Raw genomic sequence first — 21,385 nt, 5'->3', positions numbered from 1 at the left:
AAGGATAGCATCTTCCATAATCGTTTCAAACTGACCGCTTATTGATCCGTGTCGTTTCGAAAGCTTCCTAACATCAGAATGCAGATAAAAATGGATGTACCTTTTAACGGCAACATCCATCGTTTGGTATAAAATAAATTTTATGATAATAATTGTTTCTTTAATACATAAAGCTTACTGAAGCTTGGAAGCAGCTGCTTCATCCAGGATAACCACAACATCGCTATGATTCTGCAGAACGGATGCCGGACAGTCTATAGAAGGCTTGCCTTCAATCATTGCTTTCACTGCATCTGCTTTATTTTCACCAGTCGCAACCATCAGGATTTTCTTTGCTTTCATAATCGTCGCAATCCCCATGGTGATCGCATGAGTCGGAACCTTATTCATATCATTTTCAAAGAAACGAGCATTGTCCTGACGTGTTTTCTCTGTCAAAGTAACGATGTGCGTTTCTTCATCAAAGGAAGTACCCGGTTCATTAAAACCAATATGACCGTTTGCGCCGATTCCCAGCACCTGTACATCAACACTCACGTTTTCCATAGCTTTTTCATAAGCTTCGCAGTCTTCCTTAGTACTTCCATAAGGTACATGTACATTTTCTTCTTTGATATCAATTCCTTTAAATAGGTTCTCATGCATAAATGTCCAGTATGACTGCTCATGATCACGCGGCAGCGCTACATATTCATCCAGATTGAATGACTGAACTGCAGCATAGCTGGTGCCGTTATCTTTGTGATCCTTAATCATATTCTGATAAAGACCGATCGGACTCGATCCAGTTGCCAATCCAAGCACTGCGTTTGGTTTAGATGTAACAATTTCCTTCATTACTTCAAATGCTTTTTCACTAACCTCATCGTAATTCTTAACAATGATTACATGCATAAAATGTCCTCCTAATTTTACCATATAATCATAGCACGAAGCGCCCTTCAATGCAATGTAAGACCGGTCAAAATAAAGGCTTTAAACCTCGCATTTTCAGGGGATTGATACTGTCTTGTTCTCATAAACTAACGAGAGCCGAAAATGTGAAAACAAGCCAACTTGATTTCCATAATCCATATAAAGAATAATCACTTGATGCTAGTTGAACATATCTTTTGCATTACGCGGCTTCTTCGGCCTTTTGATCGCTTTTATATTTGGGATTCTTCATGTAGGCCGATGCAATCACCTCTCCAGTCCTTTTGAAAGAAAAAAATACTCCCTCAGGAGTATTAGAACACTTCAATTGTGTAGGAGGTCGTAAACAGTTTTTGGGGGGAAAGGATCATTGTGCCGTCACGATGATAAAAATCCTTCTCGGTCGCATAGAAATCACCGTATCCATACCATGGCTCAATGCATAGGTATGGCGCACCCGGCTTACAGGTCCAGAAGGCCAGCATCGGATAGCCGGCAATGCCTACACGAACCCCGTGCTCCTTGCCTTGCAGGGTAACCGTGTTACTTTTCATACCGGTATACATCAGGGTTTCATATGCTTCAATCTCCGCATAACGAAGCGGAATTTCTTTGACCGTTATCGGTTTTATCCGTACCCCCTTCTTTGCTGTCTCATCCATGATCCAATGATTCAAATGCTCCTCATGATCAAATACCAGCCGATAGTCCTCGAATGATTCACCTTCCATAAGCGGACAGTTAAAGCCCGGATGCAGACCAAAGCTAAACGGCATGTCTGTCTCACCGGTATTGGTAATTTCATAGCTGATCGTTAAACCCCAATCACTTAATTCATAAATGGTATGGAAGCGGAAGGAGAACGGATACACTGCTCTGGTTTCTTCATTATCGCATAATTCAAATACGATACGATGATCGCTTTGTTCAATACAGGTAAATGTACTGATCCGGATGATACCGTGATTTTTCATCGCGTAGCGTTTTCCATTTATCTCATAATCCTTGGTATATGTATTACCAACGATCGGAAATAATGTAGGATTTTTGCCGGTCCAGAACTTTTCATCGCCCTGCCACATATACTGGATGCCGGTACGCTTATCGGTAAAGCTCTGAATTTCAGCGCCCTTTAACGTAAATGTAACTTCATACAACGCATTTTCCAATTTCATGATGATCCCTCTTTTCTTCTGTTATTTTATCACGAGACTGTCGATGTGAACATATCCTTACTGAAATAAATGAATATAACCCTGATCATTCAAGCTTTTCACAACACTCACAAAAAATGGAAGAAGCAGAAATCCCAGAAAGCCGAAGAATTTCGCACCGATGAACATTGCCGCCAGCATCAGCAGCGGATGGATACCAACCTGTTTGCCGACAATCTTAGGTTCGATGATATTGCGGACAAGCGTTACAATAAAATACAGGATCAGCAGTCCAACCCCCAGCTTACGCATATTCAATATGAAACACGCCAATACCCAGGGAATCAAGATACCGCCGCAGCCCAGCACCGGCAATACATCGAAAAGAGCAATGCCCAGAGCCAGTCCCAAAGGATGCGGCAGCTTTAAAACAGTAAAACCAACAGTCAGCTCCAAGGCGGTAATAAGCATAATCTTTGTATATGCTTTTACATAGCTGCTGCAGGTCTCACTGAGATAGCGCCGTATTGCCAAAGTAATATCCTGAAACCGCTGAGAGCCTTGACGCATGATAAAATTAACGATCTGCTGATAATCGAGGGTGAAAAAGATCGAGGAAAGAATCATGATCATACTGTTCATGAAAAAGCCCGGAAGGGTGGTTACAAACTGCGATAATGCCAAAAGCGCACTGCCTGAAAATGCAGATAAAACATCCCCTAAAGAAAACATGATTTCCCTTCCCAGTTCATCCAGCGTATGCAGTAAATCGGGATCCAGATCAGCCATCTGATGATTGATCGCAGCAAAGACTAGTAACATTCGCGGTTCAATCTGTTGGCTGTAAAGATATGGCAGATTAAGAATGAAGGTTCTCAGCCATGCGTAAAGTTTGACACTGGCGAAAGCCAATAGAAAAAATGTAACGCCATAGAATAGCAGCAGCAATACCATACCCCAAAAACGCTTGCTGATATGGGTGATATGATAGAGCTTACGTACTGCCGGTTTCAAACAGGACGCAATGAGAAAACCAAACAGAAACGGCAGAAAATAATAGATGCCATAACGCAGCACAATATAAAGAATGCAGAAGATCACAAACAGATAAGCGGTAGTGATCAGCATGTGCAGTTTTTTACGATCTTCCATGAATACCTCATCTTTCACCACAGTATATTCATCAGGTTTCTAAAACATTAAAAAAGCCGTCTTGATTCAACGGCTCACTATGCTATTTTACAAATTGGTCATCATAATTCTGTGATATAGACTACATGGATTTATTGCTTTAAAAGATCCTCATGATCATCGAGATGAAAGTCCGATCATATCATGATCAGGGTCAACGGTGTATACGCGGATATTTTTTGCTTCCAGCCGCTGCTGAACATCGATTGGAAATTTCCCGTCATTCACAATGATCGAGAAGTCTTCCAGCTGTGCGTGTACTGCCAGATATTCCCGTTTATACTTAGACATATCCGCTAACAAAATTTTCTCCCGAGCTGCCTGCAGAATAGCTTTTTTTACAGCCGCGTCTTCCATATCCGGAACGCTCAGTCCGATGCGCTCATCAAAGCCCTGTGTGGACATAAAGACCTTGTCCGCATGAAGCTCCTGATAAAAGCTTAGCGTGTATGTGCTGAGTGCACCGGCAGATACATGATTATATTGTCCCGGAGCCATGATCAGCTTAATTGATTCATGATCCTTTAGGATATTCATGACCGGCAGTGAATTGGTTATGACCGTTATATTCATATGCGCTATATACTTTGCCAGCTCATAAGCAGTGGAACCGCAGTCGATGATAACGGTTTCCCCCTCATTCACCAAAGACGCCGCCCTTCTTGCGATCAACTGCTTACCCTCTTTCATCTGGGAGCTCTTTAAGGCAAAATTAGGCTCCACGGCTGCACCCTGATTTAGATAAGCGCCGCCGTATGTGGTTGTGACCAATCCCTGTTTCTGAAAAATTGCCAAATCCCGGCGAATGGTCATCGGTGTCACCTTGTAATGATTCGCTAAAGCATTGACCTCCACCGTTTTATTACGCTGCAGATCATCAAAAATTTCCATTCGCCGCTGTGCTGCCTGCATGCTATCACCTCGCTTGTATTATATCATAACATGAGGTATGAGAAAAACCGCTTAACAACCGCATGACTTACGCAGGCTGTCCACAAAACGCCGGCATTCTGTTTCATCGACACAATCATACGCATTGTGATAACCCAAATTCTGTGCCGGTTCATCGCTGGCGTCCTGATGAAAGCTGCGGCAGGCGGAATGAACTTGATCAAAGCCAATTTGCTTCATAATAGACATGGCATTATGACTGCGGATACTGCCGCATACCTGAAGCTGTATCTGTTCACCATATGTATCCTGCCAGCGCTTTAAGTCATCCAGATGCTCATCCGCATTTCCCTGACCGCCCGCAGTTAGGATCCGATCGATTCCGCATGCGATCAATTCCTGAATGGCTTGTTCTTTATTTGGGCATTCATCAAAGGCACGGTGAAATACCGCTTCCTTTCCGTATTTATGAATGATTGCCGCAAGTTCCTCAGTACGTGTCAGATCAACTGTCTTATCCGCATTCAGGATACCGAAGACACACCCTTCGGCGCCATTGCTTAAAAAAATTTCCGTATCCCTTTTCATGATCTCAAACTCATAATCATGATAACAGAAGCCAGCACCGCGGGGACGAATCATGACCATGACTGGGATATGGACATGCTCCTTTACCATTTGAAATACACCCAGCGACGGGGTCAGTCCGCCGGCCGCCATGGATGCGCACAATTCAATGCGATCCGCTCCGCACATTTCAGCATGGATGCAGTCTTTATAATTCACGCAGCAAATTTCAATTATTTTTTCTTTCATGTCGTTAACCTTCTTTCCTAATGAATATTCATTACTTATCCCGTGTATATACCATGCGGTACGCATCCCGGCACAATATGTTCAGCATGCTCAATTCATAAAAAGGTTGAATCATTCGCCCTTTATGATCGTCATAGCTAATCATATCATGAAGCTTTTCAGCTATTTCCTACTTCATAATAGGGTAAAAGAAAGAGGAACTCCCGTTCCTCTTGATCCTTTAATAACGGCGAAGACGATCTTTATACATATCCAGATATTTCTGGTTGAACTGCGGTCCGCCATCCACATTGGCACTCATAAACAGCGGCGGTGTCACACCTCGTTCCAGCAGGATATCAATCGCATCCATCGTTGCCCGGTCTAACAGCATGCTTCCGGTATACAGCGAAGTACCTCCGACTTTCACCGGCAGTCCCGCTACTTCGATGCAGGCATCCCCGAAAATTGACTTGTTATCCAGAATAACATCCGCAAATTCATGCAGCATTTTACCGCTTGAATGGCGGGATGTTGAATGGGAAGCAACATCATAAGCAGTGACGACGATCAGCTTGACGCCCATTTTTTTCGCCGCCATTGCCATTTCAATCCCCAACGGATTACGTCCGGAATTGGAAATGATAATCAAGCAGTCCTGTACCTGCAGATCGAGATGGTTCATAAAAATCGTACCGACTCCTTCGATCATCTCATAGTTTCCGCGGGACGGCTCATTGATAATTTTCGTCTGGATGAAACCGCCGGCACGGCCGCTGATCTCCAGCGCATTGCCATAGCTGTGTCCCGAACCAAACGACTGCACAATGCCCCCGTTTTCAATCGTATCGGCGATGATTTCCGCCGCTTTTGCGATTGCTTCTTCCTGTCCGTCAGCGATATGCTCCAAACAGTTGATAATTGCATCATTAAATTGTTTTCCGATATTTCTCATGATCTTTCCTTTCTTTTTTATTTCAGGAACTCCATCAGATCACTGACCGCTTCCTCTGGAACCATCTGTGCCGTCATTTGAACTCCCAGCTCATGCAGTTTCATGAAGTCATCGTATTCCGATTTTGTCAGTGAGATAGAACGTTTATACTGGGTCGTATCCGGGCGGTTTGCCATATTGCCGACATTGAGCGACTTGATCGGCAAACCCATCTCGATTAAGCGCAAAGCATCTTTCGGGCTTTTTAAAATCAGCAGTACGCGCTGTCCCTTGTATTTCTCCGCCAGAATGTTGGCAGAAGCTTTTTCCAGTGAAATCAAGGATGTACGGACGCCGGCAGGCGCCGCCATGCGCAGTACCGACTTCTGCATTTCATCGACGGCAACCTCATCATTTGCCACCATAATTCTTGTTAACTTAAGGGCATTTGACCAAAAGGCACAGACTTGTCCATGCAGCAGACGGTCATCAATTCTTACGTGTACGATACCTTCCATACATTATCCAAGAATTCCTAAGAAGTTGAACAAAATCGCAAATACGATAATGAAAATAATCACTCTTGTGGAATTCATTCCTTTTTTCGACAGCAGCCAATAAATCAATACGACAAACAGTACCGGAAGCAGGTTTGGCATGATCGAATCGATCATATCCTGAACCGGCATTTTTACTTTTCCCCATTCAAATACATAGGGTACCTTCGCATTGACTACGGTAGGGATCAAAGCGCCGACAACCGTCAGACCGAGGATGCTGGCAGCTTCCGTAATCTTTTTCATTTTAGTAGAGATATTCGCAACGACATCGGTACCTTGCTTATAACCGATTTCCAGCATAGCATAGCGCAGTGCCGTAATGCCGATCGCACTGACCAATACCCAGATCAAACATCCCATCGGATTGCCTTCCAGGGCCATATAAGCAGCGATAGAGCCTAATACAGTATCAATGATTACTCCGAATAAGGAGTCGCCAACTCCGGCTAACGGACCCATCAGACCGGTTTTGATACTGGCAATAGCATCTTTACCGTCCTGTTTCACGGTTTGTTCAACCGCCATGTTGACACCTAAAATAATATTGGCTGTATGCGGCGTTGTGTTGAAGAACTGAAGATGATTTTTTACCGCAGCCTGAAGCGCATCCGGATCATCCTTATAGATTTCTTTTAATGCCGGCATCATAGAATAGCAGTATCCAGAGCCCTGCATTTTTTCATAGTTCCAGCCTGATTCACCGTTTAAGAACCAACGCAGGAACACCTTACGACGAATTTTTTTATCACAGACATTACTATTATTCATCATCTTCGATCGTACCTCCTTCATTTACTACAGCTGACACCGCCGGTTCATCCGAACGTGCGTAAGCAACGCCGGCAGCAACCAGACCGACAAGGGCTACACCCAGCATCGGCACCTTCAAATACGTAGCAGCTACGAAGCCGGCAATGGCATACATCCAGTATGTCTTTAACGGCATGTAGCGCAGCAGAATGGCAATACCTAACGCAGGCAGCAGACCGCCGGCTGTCTTTAAGCCGTTCATCAGCCATTCAGGAGAATTATCCAGTAAAGTTTTTACAATATCCTGTCCGAAGAACAGTGCCAGGAATATCGGCAGGGCACGGGACAGCCCCCAGGGAATCATACCGAGCACATTGCCCAGTTCCACCTTGCGGTAGTTGCGCTGCTCAGCGCCTTTATCCGCCATATGTTGGAAATAAGTATTACAAAATCTTCCCAATACATCCAGCTGAACCATCAACAGCCCCACCGGAACAGCGATTGCCAGCGCATACTCCAGACCTTTTCCGGAAGAAACTGCGAAGGCAGTACCTACTACGGCACCGGTCATATAATCGGGAATGGATGCACCGCCATATGTGCCGACACCCAGAATCATCAGCTGCAGCGTACCGCCGACCAACAGACCCATTTGGATATCACCCATGATGAGACCGGCAAACATTCCGGCAACAACCGGTTTACCTAATTTGAATCCGGGATTCAAGTCATCCCAGATAGCGATGAAACCATATGCAGATAACAAGATGATCTGCAAAAATGAAATTTCCATGAAACTTCCTCCTTCTTAATTATTCATCCTCTTCGTTTTGATCAAGGGCAGGCTCAATGCGGATCATGCCTCCGCGTCCCTGCTCTAATAAGTGCTCGACAATGTCACTCAGAACTTTCGCTTTTCCTAATGTTGCTTCCATCAGTAAAGGCATATTCACGCCGCTGAGCACCTCTACTCGACCCGGCTCAGCGATTTTCATAGCGGTTGCCACATGGTTGGGTGTTCCCCCGTATAGATCGGTAAGAAACAGCACCTGTCTGTCTTCCTCGATCGAATGATAAATAACATTTACCCGTTTACGAAAATCCTCGATACTGTCACTTGGCGTGAAACTGATAAAATAGATATCCTCCTGTTCCCCGAGGATCATCATCATCGTGTCTTTCAGCCCGTTTGCCATGTCCCCATGGCTCATAACGATGATACTGTACATAGAATTTCTCCTTTCTGCCTATATTGAAGCAAAAAACATGCCAACTCGCTGAAAAGATGAAAAAGGCCGATTTTATCGGTCTTTTTTCATTACCTGTCACAGATAAACATCACTTTTCATCATCTGTGACAGCTTAATAGATTATGTGTGACATTATTCATCCTCATCCGATAACGAAGCTGCCGCAGTGTTGTCATACTCCTTGATGATACTTAAAACAAGGGCAAGCTCATGATCGGGAATATGTACTTCGAAGTCTGTCAGCTGTTTTTCAAAGATACGGCGCATCTTATTGATATCCGCAACGCTTTCTTTCCCGCTGTAGGGCTGCTCCTGCAGCTCGTTACGGGATAGGATACACCGTTCCAGCATGATCGCGATATGAATGTATAGCGTCAGCTTTAAACTGGAATCAAGCTGATAAGCAAAGCAGTTTTCAATGTCGCTGAGGATCGCATCGACATTTTCGATCACTCGGTTGGGATTCAATATGATCAAGCGGGAAATGATATTTTCCAGCGTCAGCATCTTCATGAGATTGTTGATGATCTGATGCAGGTTCTCTTCTCCGTACAGCTTTGCGAATACATCCCGTACTCGTTCTTCATTTTTCTGGGAGAACAAATCAGAAAATAAAATAGTAGATACACCCTCGATGGTTAAGCCTAAGGTCGAGATAATCAGCTGCACATCATATTTTTTAAATATTTCACTGTTGCGGCCCATATTTTTCAGGGTGAAATAATCACAGGAAATTATTTCAATATTCTGTTTCTCTCCGGCCACACACTTTTTAATCATATCGCGTATTTTATTGGCAATGCCGATTCCGGATGCGCAGGTAGTGACGATTGCCCGCTTTTTGCCCTTGCGTTCAAAATACTTGTATTTGATCGAGCAGTCCCGCACAACACTGTCCACGATATCAATCAGACTGCGGCCCTGATTGATCATGCTTCCCACCCCCAGAGCCAGCTGCGTCGTAATGTTGTTAATAACAACCATTTCACCGTTAAAGCTGTCCTTGACCAATGAGTAGATTTCAAACAGCGAACCCATATCCACTAAGAATATCGTATCCTTATCCTTATTTAAGTGCTTTGCGTATTCGCAGATTTCCTTAACGATATCCTGCGGTTCCATATCGATCGGCATATCAAACGATTCAAAGATATAATTGCTGTGCATCTGATTGACGACCGAGGCGATACTGCTCGCGGTAGAATACCCGTGAGCCACGATGATTGCATTGATATCGCTGTGATGATCGACTACCGATGAATAAATATACAGCGTCAAATACAGCTCTTCTAAAACTCCGTACTGATAATGAAAGGAATCGCGCAGATATTCCAGCAGTCGGTTGGTAACGAAATTATATTTATAGCTGCGATGTTTGATCAACTCTAAAGTCTTGCGGTACAGCGCTACATATTCATCGCTTTGAAACAGCGGTTCCTTACTGAAGGTATTTAATACACTGCTTAAGGTTTTCACCGTATTGCCATAATATTTCAAGCCGTATGTCTTTTCCAACAGCTTCAGGCCGTTTTCCACATGGGTTGCGAATAATGAATAGTACAGTGATTGGGCATTGTTATTAGAATGAAAATACAGCACGTCAGAAATACGGTTCACATCCAAACGAATGCATTTTTCTACTTCCTCTTCACTGATGGCGAGCCGCTGACATGCTTTCAGCTGTTCGTAAATATCGGTAATGATATCAATGACCTCCTTCACATTCGGAAGTGAGGAAGGCGTGATCGGCGATCTTGCGAAGCTGCTGCCGATTTCTAAATCGGCGCTGGTGAACTCATGCACTTCGACATGCTGAGGAAGCTCCCGGGCAATATCTTCAATATCCACTTGCACCAGCGCTTCCCGATTTTTGCGTGAAGCGTTGGCACAGCTCACCTTGATGATATTGCGAAGCGCACCGATATTGCCAAGCAGCGCGCAGGATAAAAGGTAGTTCACAACCTTCTTTGATATTCGAATCGACTTATGAAAGGTCTGACTCTCCTGGGCATAAAACAGCTGTATCAACTCCAGCCGCTCACTGATGTTTCGCGATGCAAAATCAGGCAGATGCACCTGAATCGGGATCCGGCGCAGAAAAGTGTCGATCAGGGCAGTTTTCGGATCCTCGGTTGTTGCCGCGATCACTCGTACCTGCACACTTTGATAATTTTTATCACCCATGCGCTGATAAATTCCCTTATCCAGCAGCAGGAACAGCTTTTCCTGACCCTCGGGAGACAACCGGTGTACTTCATCCAAAAAGAGATAACCGCCGTCGGCCAGCGCGATCACACCATCATTATCTTCATCCGCTCCGGTAAAGGTTCCTTTTTTATAACCGAACAGCTTACTGGAAAGCAGCTCCTTGTTGTTGGCGTAATCAGCGCAGTTAAAGATCACACATTTTGCATCCTTTTCAATGATTCCCTCATTCTTTGCATATTCAAAAATCAGGTTGGCCAGATAACTCTTGCCGACACCGCTGGAGCCGGTAATCAAAAGCGGCAGTCCGCCATTGGGATACAGCACCGAGGATTTACACTGCTCTACCGCGGTCAACAGCGAACCGTTAAAACCGATCAGCTGGGCAAAAACATCGGTTTTCACTGCATCGGAAGCGGGAACGCTGGAAGAACTGCGGTAATAAATCGGTTTGCTTCCTGCTTTTACCGCTTTTCCTGCTTGTACCAGCACTCCCAAGTGGCGGGAAACCAGAGTCCGATCCATTTTTAAATGATCTGCCAATTCACTGGTGGTAACGCCGTCGCTCAATGAAGCAATTGCTTTTTCACTCAGCTCACACAGGCCCAGATAGATTTTCTCTTCATTTTTCATATCGACCGTCCTCCGCTCGTGTATCAAATTTTTGTATCTGCATTATAGCACGCTTTTTTTACCGACTACAAGAATATAAAAAAACGGCTGATGTCACTTTTTGACATCCTGCCGTTTTAGCTGTTACATTTTGTGCGGCAGCACGCCATCAAAAGCATTCTGCCAGTCACTCTGAAATCCTTTGACCGCAACATCGGTCAGCGGTTCTGCCAGCATCTGCTTATAGATCGGCAGCGTAGCGGTAATGTAAGGAGAACCTGCCAAAATACATTTTTCAACCTGCACACTATGCTTAAAAGAGGCCGCAATGATCTTGGTTTCGATGCTGTGTTCTTCATAGGCGATCGCAATCTCCTCAATGATCGCATAGGCATCCATGCCCGCCTGCATCATCCGGGAGATATACGGTGCGACAAAATCGGCTCCGGCCGCTCCCGCAAGCATCGCTTGCTGGGCAGAGAATACCGCTGTGGCCAGCACTTTATAGCCCTGGGCTTTCATCGCCTTGATCGCTTTCAGGCCCTCCTGCGTCATCGGCACCTTGATGTGCAGATCCTCATCGACCTCTTCCACCATGCGTTTCGCATCCGCCATCATTTCCTCATAGGTTTCACCCATTACCTGGGCAAATAACAGCTTATCTCTGCCGATGATCTGACGGATTTTCCGCAGATGGTCAAACATCGGCTCGCCGCTTTTCGCTAAGATCGAAGGATTCGTCGTAACGCCGATCATGGGATAGTACTCCATCCCCTCTTTGATGTCTTCTAAATTCGCTGTATCCAATAATAATTTCATGTCCATTCCCTCCAGTTATCCGCCGATCGTCATATGCAGGCCGAGCTTTTGACCTTCCTGCTTGATGGCTTCCATGCGTTCATCACTCATTTTTCCAATATCATGTAATTCATATGTCATACCAAGTTTATCATATTTTCCTTCGCCAAGGTTATGATAAGGCAGTAAATCGACCTGTTTCACACTTGATCCCAAGGATTTCACGAATTGCAGGCGGGCGGTTATGTCCGCGGGATCATCATTCATGCCAGGCACAACGATCATCCGTACGATCATCGGCATCTTTTGTTTACACAGCAGCTTGGCATTTTCTAAAATCAAAGTATTGTCAACACCGGTACAACGTTTATGAATATCCGCGTCAAATGCTTTGATGTCATACAGCACCAAATCAAATACCTGACAAAGCCTTAACAATCTTTGAGGCTCCAGCAATCCTGCCGTATCCAAAGCGGTATGGATGCCCGCTTGGCGCAGCTTGGCGGCACACGCATACAGAAAATCATCCTGCAGTCCGGCTTCTCCGCCGGAGAAGGTAACTCCGCCATTGCTGTTCTCATAGAATTCACGATCCCGTAGCAGCTTATGCACCAGCGTTTCACAGTCCATGAGCTGACTGGTGCTTTCATAAGCTTCAAACGGACAAGCGTCCTTGATCGGCTCCAGATCACCGCAGTGTTCCCGGTCGATTGCACATCCGATTTCCGCAAATGTGATCGTTCCCAAAGCCGCCATCTGGACACAAATTCCACAGTGCTGACAGCGTTCCTTATAATAGAACATACCGCCCTTTGCATTCAGCATCTCCGGATTGGCACACCATTTACAGCGAAGGTTGCATCCGGTCATAAATACGGTCGTGCGAAGGCCCGGTCCATCCTTGGTCGCATAACGCTGGAGTTTGGAAACTCGTCCCTGTACCATACTTACCAGCTCAGTTCCGTCCGTGCGATGATCGCATCCTGCGCTTCCGGCATCAGGGTTGAGAATAACGCGCAATAGCCGGCTACTCTCACCATCAGATCCGGATATTCTTCCGGATGTGCTTTGGCCTTTTTCAAGGTTTCCGAGTCAACGATATTAAATTGATTATGAAAAATATTCTTGTTACGTCCCGCTTCCATGAACCGGGTAAATTTCTCTAAGTTTTCTTCACCGTCCAACGCATTCGGAGAGAAGCGCATATTCAGCAGCTGTCCTCCCGCCATGCGCTTATTAGGCAGCTTGGAAATGGAATTGATCACAGCCGTCGGTCCCTCTTTATCAGCGCCTAGGCAAGGTGATGCCCCTTCGTTCAGCGGTTTGGTAGCTAAACGGCCGTCCGGGGTTGCCCCTACTTCAAAGCCGTTCGGCACATAGGAGGTGATGTTGGATGTTGACATCGTATAGGTACAGCCGATTGGGCCTTTTCCATAACGATCTGTTTTAAAGCTCGGCAGCAGCTTCAGATAGGATTCATAAACATCCGCAACAATTTCATCGACATAGTCATCATCATTGCCGAATTTCGGTGCCTGCTTGCAAAGCTTTCGAATCTTCGCGCCTTCCAGGCCTTCAAAATTGTGATCCATCGCATCGCGGATCTGCTGCAAGGTCAGTTTCTTGTCCTCAAAGACCAGCTTTTTGATGGCCGCCAAGGAATCGCCGACCACCGACATTCCGATGCTGGAGCTGGATACATAGTCATATTCTGCACCGCCGTTTTTCAAGGTTTTACCGCGCGCTAAGGAGCTGTTTACCGTACAGGAAGCAAATGCATCCGCATCATGATACTTTAAGGAACGATCACAGACCAGATCGCAGTCCACCGCCAAACCGGTATAGAACGCAAGCAGCTTTTCCCAAGCCTGCCAGATTTCCTCATAACTTTCATAGTGGATGTCACGGCCGGGTTCACCGTTCAGCTTCACCAGCTGGACTCCGCTTTCCGGATCCATACCATTATTCATGACAAGCTCCAGAATTTTTCCGAAATTCACATAGGTCATGCCGGTTGCGCGATGTCCCCAGCGTCCCGGAATCGCCGTTTCGACACAGCCCATTGACGCATAATCGCGGGCTACCGCTAAATCAAGTCCCAGTGACTGCATCGCCGGAATGCATACTTCATCGCAGAAAATTGAAGGCATGCCGAATCCTTTGCGGATCAGCTTCGCCGCATCCTTCATCAAAGAATGCGGAGTATGCTCATGAAAGCGTACAGATAAGTTTGGCTCAGGAAGCATGGATAAATTCATCGCTTCTAAACACAGGTAGGAAATATCATTGGTTCCATCCTCTCCGTTTGGCTTTAAGCCGCTGACCATCAGATTGGAATACAACGGATAGCCGCCGCTGTACTGGGTATGATCCCATGGACGAATCTTATTCAAAGAATTTGTCATGATAAAGAAATGCGTTATGATTTCCAGCGCTTTCTCTTTTGAGAGTTTTCCAGATTCAATATCTGCTTGATAATACGGCCAGACATACTGATCAAACCGCCCGAAAGAGAAAGAATGTCCATTGCTTTCAATCATCATCAGCAGGTGTGTCATATATACTGCCTCAACCGCTTCATGGAAACTGCGGGCGCCGCCTTCCATGAAGGTCGCAAACATTTCACCAAGTGCTTCCAGCTCTTTGGCACGTTTTTCATCAGTACAGTGCTTTGCTTCCTGAAGCGCCAGCTCAGAAAAACGCTTGATATACGTTAAAGCACCCTCCATCGCAAGTATCGATGCCTGATAAAAATCACGCTGTTCTTCGGTAAGATCGTCATGTGTCAGCTTCTCTTTCGCTATATCACGCATACCGCCAAAACCATATTTCAACACAAAATCATGATTAGGGATAATATGGCCGTCACCGGACATACTGATGCCGCCCCGATGCAATACACTCTGTTTTTCCGCTTCACGATTGATCAAAGGAAGATTTTTCAATACTTCATCCTTATGCGTCTTGCCGATCCAATAGCCCTCTAAAGCACGGAGCCGCTGTTTCGTAGCTTCATCAACCTGAAAGCTGTCACCGCTGCGGTGCGCAAATTCATCCATTTCCTCAATTACCCAATCATAGGAATATTCCGGGAAAACCGGAGCCGCAAAATTACGGCAGGCTTGATTGCCGATAATCAAGGAATCTTTCTGAATATAGATGGTCATTTCTTTCAAGATATCCGCAAACGCCTTGGCACGGCGAATTACGATCGGCTCTCCTTCTGTTTCCTGAAACGAACGCGTGATGATCTCGGCACGTTCGGCACAAAGGGTAGCAGTACGTATATTCATGTCTTTCTGAAAACGTGCGATGCGCTCAAAATCGCAGTCGTTATTTTTAGGCTGAAAACTTAAACATTTCATAGGGTATTCCTCCTTTTACGATTTCAAAGTAACACAATCAAACATTTACCGTCAATAGGCATTCATAATTTATGTGTTATCCTATGAAACCGAACATATATATGACAAAATAATTTGATTACAGACCACATAAATCCGCAAATCGAACATAAATGAACACTTAAATACAAAATTTTTATCATAATTTATGATCCCGTAAATTCGCAGTGATTTTCCTGTGGTTTCCCACTGTCAATCCGGCCTAAAAACAAGTATAATAAAAGCTAAAGGAGCTGATATTATGGAATTGATGATAGACGGTCATCATCTGGTTTTGGATGATGTAATTGACGTAGCGAGAAATCGCCGCAGAATTGCCTTATCCGATGAGGCAAAAGAAAAAATCCGCAAGGCGGAACAAATGGTAAAAGACTTTGTCGAACAGGGCAAGGTAAGTTATGGAATCACAACCGGTTTCGGTAAATTTTCCGATACATTGATATCAAAAGAAGAAACCGGAGAACTGCAGCGCAATTTGATTATGTCGCATGCGGTTGGGGTCGGTGATCCCTTCAGCGAAGAAATCGTAAGAGCGATGATGCTGCTGCGGATCAACTCACTTTCACAAGGATTCTCCGGAATTCGGCTTTCCACCTTAGAAACCCTGGTGAATATGCTGAACCGTGATGTATATCCTTTGGTATATGAGAAAGGCAGCTTGGGCGCGTCCGGCGACCTATGTCCGCTTGCCCATATGGCGCTCACTTTAATTGGTGAAGGGGAAGCATTCCTGAACGGAAAAAGGGTGCCTTCAAAAGCAGCGATGGAAGCGGCAGGCATCAAACCGGTCGTATTAAGCGCCAAAGAGGGATTATCGCTGATCAATGGCACGCAGGCTATGTGTGCAGTTGGCTGTATCACCGCTTATGATGCACTGCAGGCTAGTAAGCTAGCCGATGTATCGGTGGCATTAAGCATGGAGGCGCTGGAAGGCATCCGTGATGCCTTTGATGCAAGAGTCCACGCGGTGCGTCCGCATAGCGGGCAGATTCACACCGCGGATAACGTAAGAGATTTATTGGACGGCAGTGAACGCATTACCAATCAAGGAGAGAAACGCGTACAGGATGCTTATGTACTTCGCTGTGCGCCACAGGTACACGGTGCCTGCAAGGATGCAATCCGCCATGTCGTTGAAAAGCTGGAAATTGAGATCAACTCCGTAACCGATAATCCCATTTTGTTTGTGGAAGATGAATACGCGATATCCGGAGGCAACTTCCACGGCGAAAGTGTTGCGATGGCATTTGATTATTTAGGCATTGCGATCAGCGAGCTGGCGAATATTGCAGAACGCCGTGTGGAACGTTTGGTCAATCCGGCGCTCAACAATGATCTTCCCGCTTTCTTAACGCCGAAGGGCGGCCTGAACTCCGGCTTTATGATCGTTCAGTATGCGGCTGCGGCATTGGTTTCTGAAAACAAGGTGCTCGCCCATCCGGCCAGTGTGGATTCCATTCCATCCAGTGCTAATCAGGAAGATCATGTATCAATGGGAACGATCGCTGCCCGCAAAGCGCAAGATATTCTGAAAAATACTCAGGATGTATTGGCAATGGAAATGCTGTGCAGTACTCAGGCTATTGATTTGCAGGAAAACGGAAAACTCGGAAAAGGTACTCAGCCAGCCTACGAAACCATTCGCAAGGCCGTGCCGTTCTTTGAAGAGGATACGGTATTCTATCCATTTATTCATCAGATTGCCGACATGATCCATGACGGATCCCTGTTAGCGGCAGTTGAACATACTTGTACATTAAAGGAGGTATAACCTATGATTTTAACGGAAATTCCAAAATCGACCCCGGCCTTTGTCGAAGGCATCCGCCGTGCCCCTAAACGGGAAGCAAAATTATCCAAAGCCGATATCGCTCTCGCCTTGCGCAATGCCCTGCGCTATATTCCGAAAGAATATCACGAAGAGCTGGCACCGGAATTTTTAGATGAACTGATGACACGCGGCCGTATCTATGGATATCGTTTCCGTCCGGAAGGAAGAATTTACGGTAAGAGCATTGATTCATACAAAGGAAACTGCATTGAGGGCAAAGCCTTTCAGGTCATGATTGACAACAATCTCGATTTTGAAACTGCTCTGTATCCTTATGAACTGGTAACATATGGAGAAACCGGACAGGTTTGTCAAAACTGGATGCAGTATCGCTTAATCAAAAAATATCTTGAACAATTAACCGATACGCAAACCTTAGTTATGGAATCCGGTCATCCGTTGGGACTGTTTCATTCTCAAAAGCATGCCCCCCGCGTTATCATTACCAATGCATTAATGGTCGGAGAAGCTGATAATTTGGAAGATTTCAAGCGCTTCGCGGCATTAGGCGTGGCAAATTATGGCCAAATGACCGCCGGCGGCTGGATGTATATCGGACCGCAGGGTATCGTTCATGGCACATACAACACATTGTTGAACGCCGCACGAATGCTTCATCCGGGACAAAATGATATGGAACATATGCTGTTTGTATCCTCCGGTTTAGGCGGCATGTCCGGCGCTCAGGGCAAAGCGGCGAAGATTGCGAACGGCGTTGCGATTGTTGCGGAGGTTGACAGTTCACGGATTGAAACCCGTCATTCACAGGGCTGGGTTGATGAGGTTGTAGAAAGTGAACAGGATGCCTTTGATCTGGCTCACAAATGTCAGGCAGAAAAACGCGCCTGTGCGATTGCGTTCCATGGCAATATCGTTGATCTGCTGAGCTATGCGATCGATCATAACATCAAAATTGACATCTTGTCCGATCAGACCTCCTGCCATGAAGCCTATGAAGGCGGCTACTGTCCAGTTGGTATTGATTTTGCGACACGTACTGAGCTTTTAAAAAATGATCACGATACATTCCGCAGTCTGGTTGACGCATCGCTTCGCAAACACTTTGCATGCATATGTAAGCTTCATGAACAGGGAACCTACTTCTTTGATTACGGCAACAGCTTCATGAAAGCTGTATTTGACAGCGGGATAAAAGAAATCAGTAAAAATGGCTTAGATGACAAAGACGGTTTTATCTTCCCTTCCTATGTAGAAGATATTTTGGGACCGGAACTGTTTGATTATGGCTATGGCCCGTTCCGCTGGGTATGTCTGTCCGGTGAGCCAAAAGACCTCGATCTAACCGATCAGGCGGCAATGGACTGCATTGATAAGGATCGCCGCTTCCAGGACTATGATAACTGGAAATGGATCAAGGATGCCAAAGCCAATAAACTGGTGGTCGGAACGCAGGCCCGCATTCTATATCAGGATGCTTTCGGACGTTTAAACATCGGTTTAAAATTCAATGATATGGTTCGTAAAGGAATTGTCGGCCCGATCATGATGGGTCGTGATCATCACGATGTGTCCGGTACGGATTCGCCATTCCGCGAAACCTCCAACATCAAAGACGGTTCACAGTTCATGGCCGATATGGCTACCCAGTGTTTCGCCGGCAATGCGGCCCGCGGCATGTCTTTATGTGCTTTGCATAACGGCGGCGGTGTCGGCATCGGTAAAGCGATCAATGGCGGCTTCGGCTTAGTGCTTGACGGCAGTGAACGCGTAGATGAAATTTTAAGGAACTCCATGCTTTGGGATGTCATGGGCGGGGTTGCTCGGCGCAGCTGGGCCGGCAATGATCACTCTATAGAAACAGCAGCCCGCTATAATGAAACAATGAAAGATACCGACAGCATCACCATGCCTTATCTTGCAGATATGGATATGATTCAAGCATTGGTAGATAAGGAGCTGAATCATGACTAAGATCGTAGAATGTGTGCCAAATTACTCCATCAGCGGCAATCCTGCCGCGATGGAACAAATTACCTTACCCTTTCAGACAACCAAGGGCGTACACCTGGTAAATGTCGAAGGTGATACCAGCTACAACCGCACTGTGGTAACAGTAATCGGAGAACCGCAGGCGGTTAAAGCCGCAATGGTAGAATCCGCTAAAATCGCGGTGGAATGCATTGACATGCGAAAACACCATGGGGAACACAAACGAATGGGCGCGATTGATGTGGTGCCATTCATACCAATTCAGGATATGACAGTTGAGGAAGCCGTTGCGCTGAGTGAAGAATGCGCCAAAGAGCTTCATGAAGCAACCGATATTCCGGTTTTCCTGTATTCGCTTTCCGCAAAGCGTGAACAATGCGCCAGCTTGCCGGATATCCGCAAGGGTGAATTTGAAGGTATGGCAGAAAAATTGAAGGATCCGTATTGGAAGCCGGATTTTGGAACTGCCGTGCATCCCACAGCCGGGGTAACCGCAGTAGGATGCCGTCCGCTATTAATTGCTTTTAATATTGATCTGAATACGGATAACCGTAAGATCGCGGCCGCAATTGCCCGCATGGTTCGTTACTCAGGCGGCGGATACCGCTGTATTCAGGCGGGACCCGTTACCCTGGAAGATAAAGGAATCGTTCAGGTGACCATGAATGTAACCGATTTTACCAAAACCAGCGTATACCGTGCCTTTGAAGCCGTTAAGATGGAAGCAAAGCGCTATGATGTAAAAGTGATTGGTTCTGAATTCATCGGCCTTGTATCCGTGGATTGTTTAAAGGATATTGCCGCTTACTATCTTCATGTCGCTTCCAAAGCTGAGGTGACATTGAATTTGGAAGAGCTTGTCGCTTATGTAAGTGAACAGCTGAAGCTTCATGATTTTGACGCTTCCAAGGTGATTGAGTACCATGTCCATTAAACTGTTTACCAATATCGCCAAGCTGTATACCATGGCCGGCGGCGTCCGTAAAAAAGACCGGCTGGATGATGCATCGATCATTGAACATGCTTGGATGATCGTAGCGGATGGGCGGGTTCAAGAAATCGGCACAGGCAAAGCACCATTCGTCGACGGAGAAATCATCGACTGTAATAACCAGATCGTATTGCCCGGTTTTATAGATGCGCATACCCATTTGGTATACGGCGGAGATCGAAGCAATGAATATCGGAAAAAAATGGCCGGAGTTGCCTATTTGGATATCTTACAGGCCGGCGGCGGGATTCATGCCACAGTGGAAGCAACCCGCAAAGCCACGTTTGAAGAATTATATAACAAGGCCAAAGCTACACTGGATTATATGCTGACGTGCGGTGTAACGACCCTGGAAGCAAAAAGCGGCTACGGCTTGGATAGAGATACGGAAATCAAACAGCTGGAAGTGGTGAAGGAGCTGCAGAAGGACACACCGATCACGCTTATTTCTTCATTTCTTCCCGCGCATGCCCGCCCTAAAAATTATCCTGATGCGCATGCCTTCTTTACCTATCAGAAGAATGAAGTACTTCCCTATGTTATGGAACACCATCTGGCTGAATATATGGATTGTTTTCTGGAAACCGGTGTATTTAATGCTGAAGAAGCCAAAGAAATTTTACAGATCGGCAAAGACGCCGGATTAAAGATCAAAATTCATGTCGATGAGATCGCATCCATCGGCGGTGTTGATGTTGCCTGTGAACTGGGCGCTGTCAGTGTGGAGCATTGTATGGTAACCACAGAAGCGGACAGTGATAAGCTAGCGGCTCATGATATAATGGCAGTACTGCTGCCTGCTACCTCTTTTAACTTGGGCAGCGCATATGCCCGCGCAAAAATGATGCTGAAGCATGGTGTTACCCTCGCGGTTGCCACAGATTATAATCCCGGTTCCTGCCCATGCAGTGACTTTCTATGGATGCTTAGAATCGCCAGCCGCGGTTATAAGCTAACGCCGAACGAAGTACTCAGCATGGCTACGATCAATGCCGCCAAAGCAGTTGACCGCGATCATGAAATCGGTTCACTGGAGGTTGGCAAGCAGGCTGACTTTATCGTTATGAACGTCGCCAGCTTTGATGAAGTGATCGCAAACATGCAGAAAAATCCGATAACTCAGGTATATAAGAATGGACGAAAGGTTGTGTAAT

Annotated in this window: 18 protein-coding genes; 4 read left to right on the top strand and 14 right to left on the bottom strand. The window is 45.8% G+C overall.

Going from position 1 to position 21,385, the window contains the following annotated elements; translation table 11 throughout:
- Positions 1–174 precede the first annotated feature (174 nt).
- The 14 genes from nagB to GSF08_RS10575 all read right to left on the bottom strand — a co-directional run bounded on the left by nagB (position 175) and on the right by GSF08_RS10575 (position 15,420).
- Positions 175–894, bottom strand: a complete 720-nt coding sequence (nagB, locus tag GSF08_RS10640) for a glucosamine-6-phosphate deaminase (protein ID WP_160625765.1) — start codon at positions 892–894, stop codon at positions 175–177.
- Between the two features lie 335 nt (positions 895–1,229).
- Positions 1,230–2,090, bottom strand: coding sequence for an aldose 1-epimerase family protein (locus GSF08_RS10635; protein ID WP_160625764.1), 861 nt, complete (start codon positions 2,088–2,090; stop codon positions 1,230–1,232).
- Positions 2,091–2,147: 57 nt separating this feature from the next.
- On the bottom strand, positions 2,148–3,221 hold the full coding sequence (gene ytvI / locus GSF08_RS10630; protein ID WP_160625763.1) for a sporulation integral membrane protein YtvI: 1,074 nt from the start codon (positions 3,219–3,221) through the stop codon (positions 2,148–2,150).
- 156 nt (positions 3,222–3,377) lie between these two features.
- Positions 3,378–4,172, bottom strand: a complete 795-nt coding sequence (locus tag GSF08_RS10625; RefSeq protein ID WP_160625762.1) for a DeoR/GlpR family DNA-binding transcription regulator — start codon at positions 4,170–4,172, stop codon at positions 3,378–3,380.
- 51 nt (positions 4,173–4,223) lie between these two features.
- Positions 4,224–4,967: a copper homeostasis protein CutC gene (locus GSF08_RS10620; RefSeq protein ID WP_160625761.1), complete on the bottom strand. Its 744-nt coding sequence runs from the start codon at positions 4,965–4,967 to the stop codon at positions 4,224–4,226.
- A gap of 220 nt (positions 4,968–5,187) precedes the next feature.
- Positions 5,188–5,901: a sugar isomerase domain-containing protein gene (locus tag GSF08_RS10615; protein WP_160625760.1), complete on the bottom strand. Its 714-nt coding sequence runs from the start codon at positions 5,899–5,901 to the stop codon at positions 5,188–5,190.
- A 17-nt stretch (positions 5,902–5,918) separates the two neighbouring features.
- Entirely contained in the window at positions 5,919–6,398 is a 480-nt protein-coding gene (locus GSF08_RS10610) for a PTS sugar transporter subunit IIB (protein WP_160625759.1), read from the bottom strand.
- A gap of 3 nt (positions 6,399–6,401) precedes the next feature.
- Positions 6,402–7,211 carry a PTS system mannose/fructose/sorbose family transporter subunit IID gene (locus tag GSF08_RS10605; protein ID WP_249806106.1) on the bottom strand — a complete coding sequence of 270 codons (810 nt, stop codon included), beginning with the start codon at positions 7,209–7,211 and terminating at the stop codon, positions 6,402–6,404.
- Positions 7,201–7,983: a PTS mannose/fructose/sorbose/N-acetylgalactosamine transporter subunit IIC gene (locus GSF08_RS10600; RefSeq protein ID WP_160625758.1), complete on the bottom strand. Its 783-nt coding sequence runs from the start codon at positions 7,981–7,983 to the stop codon at positions 7,201–7,203. The genes GSF08_RS10605 and GSF08_RS10600 overlap by 11 nt, the downstream gene beginning before the upstream one ends.
- A gap of 19 nt (positions 7,984–8,002) precedes the next feature.
- Positions 8,003–8,419: a PTS sugar transporter subunit IIA gene (locus GSF08_RS10595; protein ID WP_160625757.1), complete on the bottom strand. Its 417-nt coding sequence runs from the start codon at positions 8,417–8,419 to the stop codon at positions 8,003–8,005.
- Between the two features lie 153 nt (positions 8,420–8,572).
- Positions 8,573–11,278, bottom strand: coding sequence for a sigma 54-interacting transcriptional regulator (locus GSF08_RS10590; protein ID WP_160625756.1), 2,706 nt, complete (start codon positions 11,276–11,278; stop codon positions 8,573–8,575).
- Positions 11,279–11,401: 123 nt separating this feature from the next.
- The gene (locus GSF08_RS10585; RefSeq protein ID WP_160625755.1) at positions 11,402–12,076 is read right to left on the bottom strand and encodes a transaldolase family protein; all 675 of its coding nucleotides are present in this window, start codon (positions 12,074–12,076) and stop codon (positions 11,402–11,404) included.
- Positions 12,077–12,091: 15 nt separating this feature from the next.
- Positions 12,092–13,000 carry a glycyl-radical enzyme activating protein gene (locus GSF08_RS10580; RefSeq protein ID WP_160625754.1) on the bottom strand — a complete coding sequence of 303 codons (909 nt, stop codon included), beginning with the start codon at positions 12,998–13,000 and terminating at the stop codon, positions 12,092–12,094.
- Positions 13,001–13,002: 2 nt separating this feature from the next.
- Entirely contained in the window at positions 13,003–15,420 is a 2,418-nt protein-coding gene (locus GSF08_RS10575) for a glycyl radical protein (RefSeq protein ID WP_160625753.1), read from the bottom strand.
- A 280-nt stretch (positions 15,421–15,700) separates the two neighbouring features.
- Between GSF08_RS10575 and hutH the strand changes: the two genes are divergently transcribed.
- From hutH to hutI, 4 genes are read left to right on the top strand one after another with little or no spacing between them, the layout of a single operon-like run.
- Positions 15,701–17,230, top strand: a complete 1,530-nt coding sequence (gene hutH, locus GSF08_RS10570; RefSeq protein WP_160625752.1) for a histidine ammonia-lyase — start codon at positions 15,701–15,703, stop codon at positions 17,228–17,230.
- A gap of 3 nt (positions 17,231–17,233) precedes the next feature.
- Positions 17,234–19,222, top strand: coding sequence for a urocanate hydratase (gene hutU, locus GSF08_RS10565; protein WP_160625751.1), 1,989 nt, complete (start codon positions 17,234–17,236; stop codon positions 19,220–19,222).
- On the top strand, positions 19,215–20,174 hold the full coding sequence (gene ftcD / locus GSF08_RS10560) for a glutamate formimidoyltransferase (protein WP_160625750.1): 960 nt from the start codon (positions 19,215–19,217) through the stop codon (positions 20,172–20,174). Before hutU ends, ftcD begins: the two co-directional genes overlap by 8 nt.
- Entirely contained in the window at positions 20,164–21,384 is a 1,221-nt protein-coding gene (hutI, locus tag GSF08_RS10555) for an imidazolonepropionase (RefSeq protein WP_160625749.1), read from the top strand. Before ftcD ends, hutI begins: the two co-directional genes overlap by 11 nt.
- The last annotated feature ends 1 nt before the right edge of the window (position 21,385 follow it).

The organism is Copranaerobaculum intestinale, assembly GCF_009831105.1.
Lineage (GTDB): Bacteria > Bacillota_I > Bacilli_A > Erysipelotrichales > Erysipelotrichaceae > Copranaerobaculum > Copranaerobaculum intestinale.
This window is presented reverse-complemented; position numbering and strand designations above follow the sequence as displayed.

Bases quoted from the DNA above. Each gene is read 5' to 3' on its own strand.
- nagB (WP_160625765.1), bottom strand. From the start codon at position 894: ATGCATGTAATCATTGTTAAGAATTACGATGAGGTTAGTGAAAAAGCA.
- GSF08_RS10635 (WP_160625764.1), bottom strand. From the start codon at position 2,090: ATGAAATTGGAAAATGCGTTGTATGAAGTTACATTTACGTTAAAGGGC.
- ytvI (WP_160625763.1), bottom strand. From the start codon at position 3,221: ATGGAAGATCGTAAAAAACTGCACATGCTGATCACTACCGCTTATCTG.
- GSF08_RS10625 (WP_160625762.1), bottom strand. From the start codon at position 4,172: ATGCAGGCAGCACAGCGGCGAATGGAAATTTTTGATGATCTGCAGCGT.
- GSF08_RS10620 (WP_160625761.1), bottom strand. From the start codon at position 4,967: ATGAAAGAAAAAATAATTGAAATTTGCTGCGTGAATTATAAAGACTGC.
- GSF08_RS10615 (WP_160625760.1), bottom strand. From the start codon at position 5,901: ATGAGAAATATCGGAAAACAATTTAATGATGCAATTATCAACTGTTTG.
- GSF08_RS10610 (WP_160625759.1), bottom strand. From the start codon at position 6,398: ATGGAAGGTATCGTACACGTAAGAATTGATGACCGTCTGCTGCATGGA.
- GSF08_RS10605 (WP_249806106.1), bottom strand. From the start codon at position 7,211: ATGATGAATAATAGTAATGTCTGTGATAAAAAAATTCGTCGTAAGGTG.
- GSF08_RS10600 (WP_160625758.1), bottom strand. From the start codon at position 7,983: ATGGAAATTTCATTTTTGCAGATCATCTTGTTATCTGCATATGGTTTC.
- GSF08_RS10595 (WP_160625757.1), bottom strand. From the start codon at position 8,419: ATGTACAGTATCATCGTTATGAGCCATGGGGACATGGCAAACGGGCTG.
- GSF08_RS10590 (WP_160625756.1), bottom strand. From the start codon at position 11,278: ATGAAAAATGAAGAGAAAATCTATCTGGGCCTGTGTGAGCTGAGTGAA.
- GSF08_RS10585 (WP_160625755.1), bottom strand. From the start codon at position 12,076: ATGAAATTATTATTGGATACAGCGAATTTAGAAGACATCAAAGAGGGG.
- GSF08_RS10580 (WP_160625754.1), bottom strand. From the start codon at position 13,000: ATGGTACAGGGACGAGTTTCCAAACTCCAGCGTTATGCGACCAAGGAT.
- GSF08_RS10575 (WP_160625753.1), bottom strand. From the start codon at position 15,420: ATGAAATGTTTAAGTTTTCAGCCTAAAAATAACGACTGCGATTTTGAG.
- hutH (WP_160625752.1), top strand. From the start codon at position 15,701: ATGGAATTGATGATAGACGGTCATCATCTGGTTTTGGATGATGTAATT.
- hutU (WP_160625751.1), top strand. From the start codon at position 17,234: ATGATTTTAACGGAAATTCCAAAATCGACCCCGGCCTTTGTCGAAGGC.
- ftcD (WP_160625750.1), top strand. From the start codon at position 19,215: ATGACTAAGATCGTAGAATGTGTGCCAAATTACTCCATCAGCGGCAAT.
- hutI (WP_160625749.1), top strand. From the start codon at position 20,164: ATGTCCATTAAACTGTTTACCAATATCGCCAAGCTGTATACCATGGCC.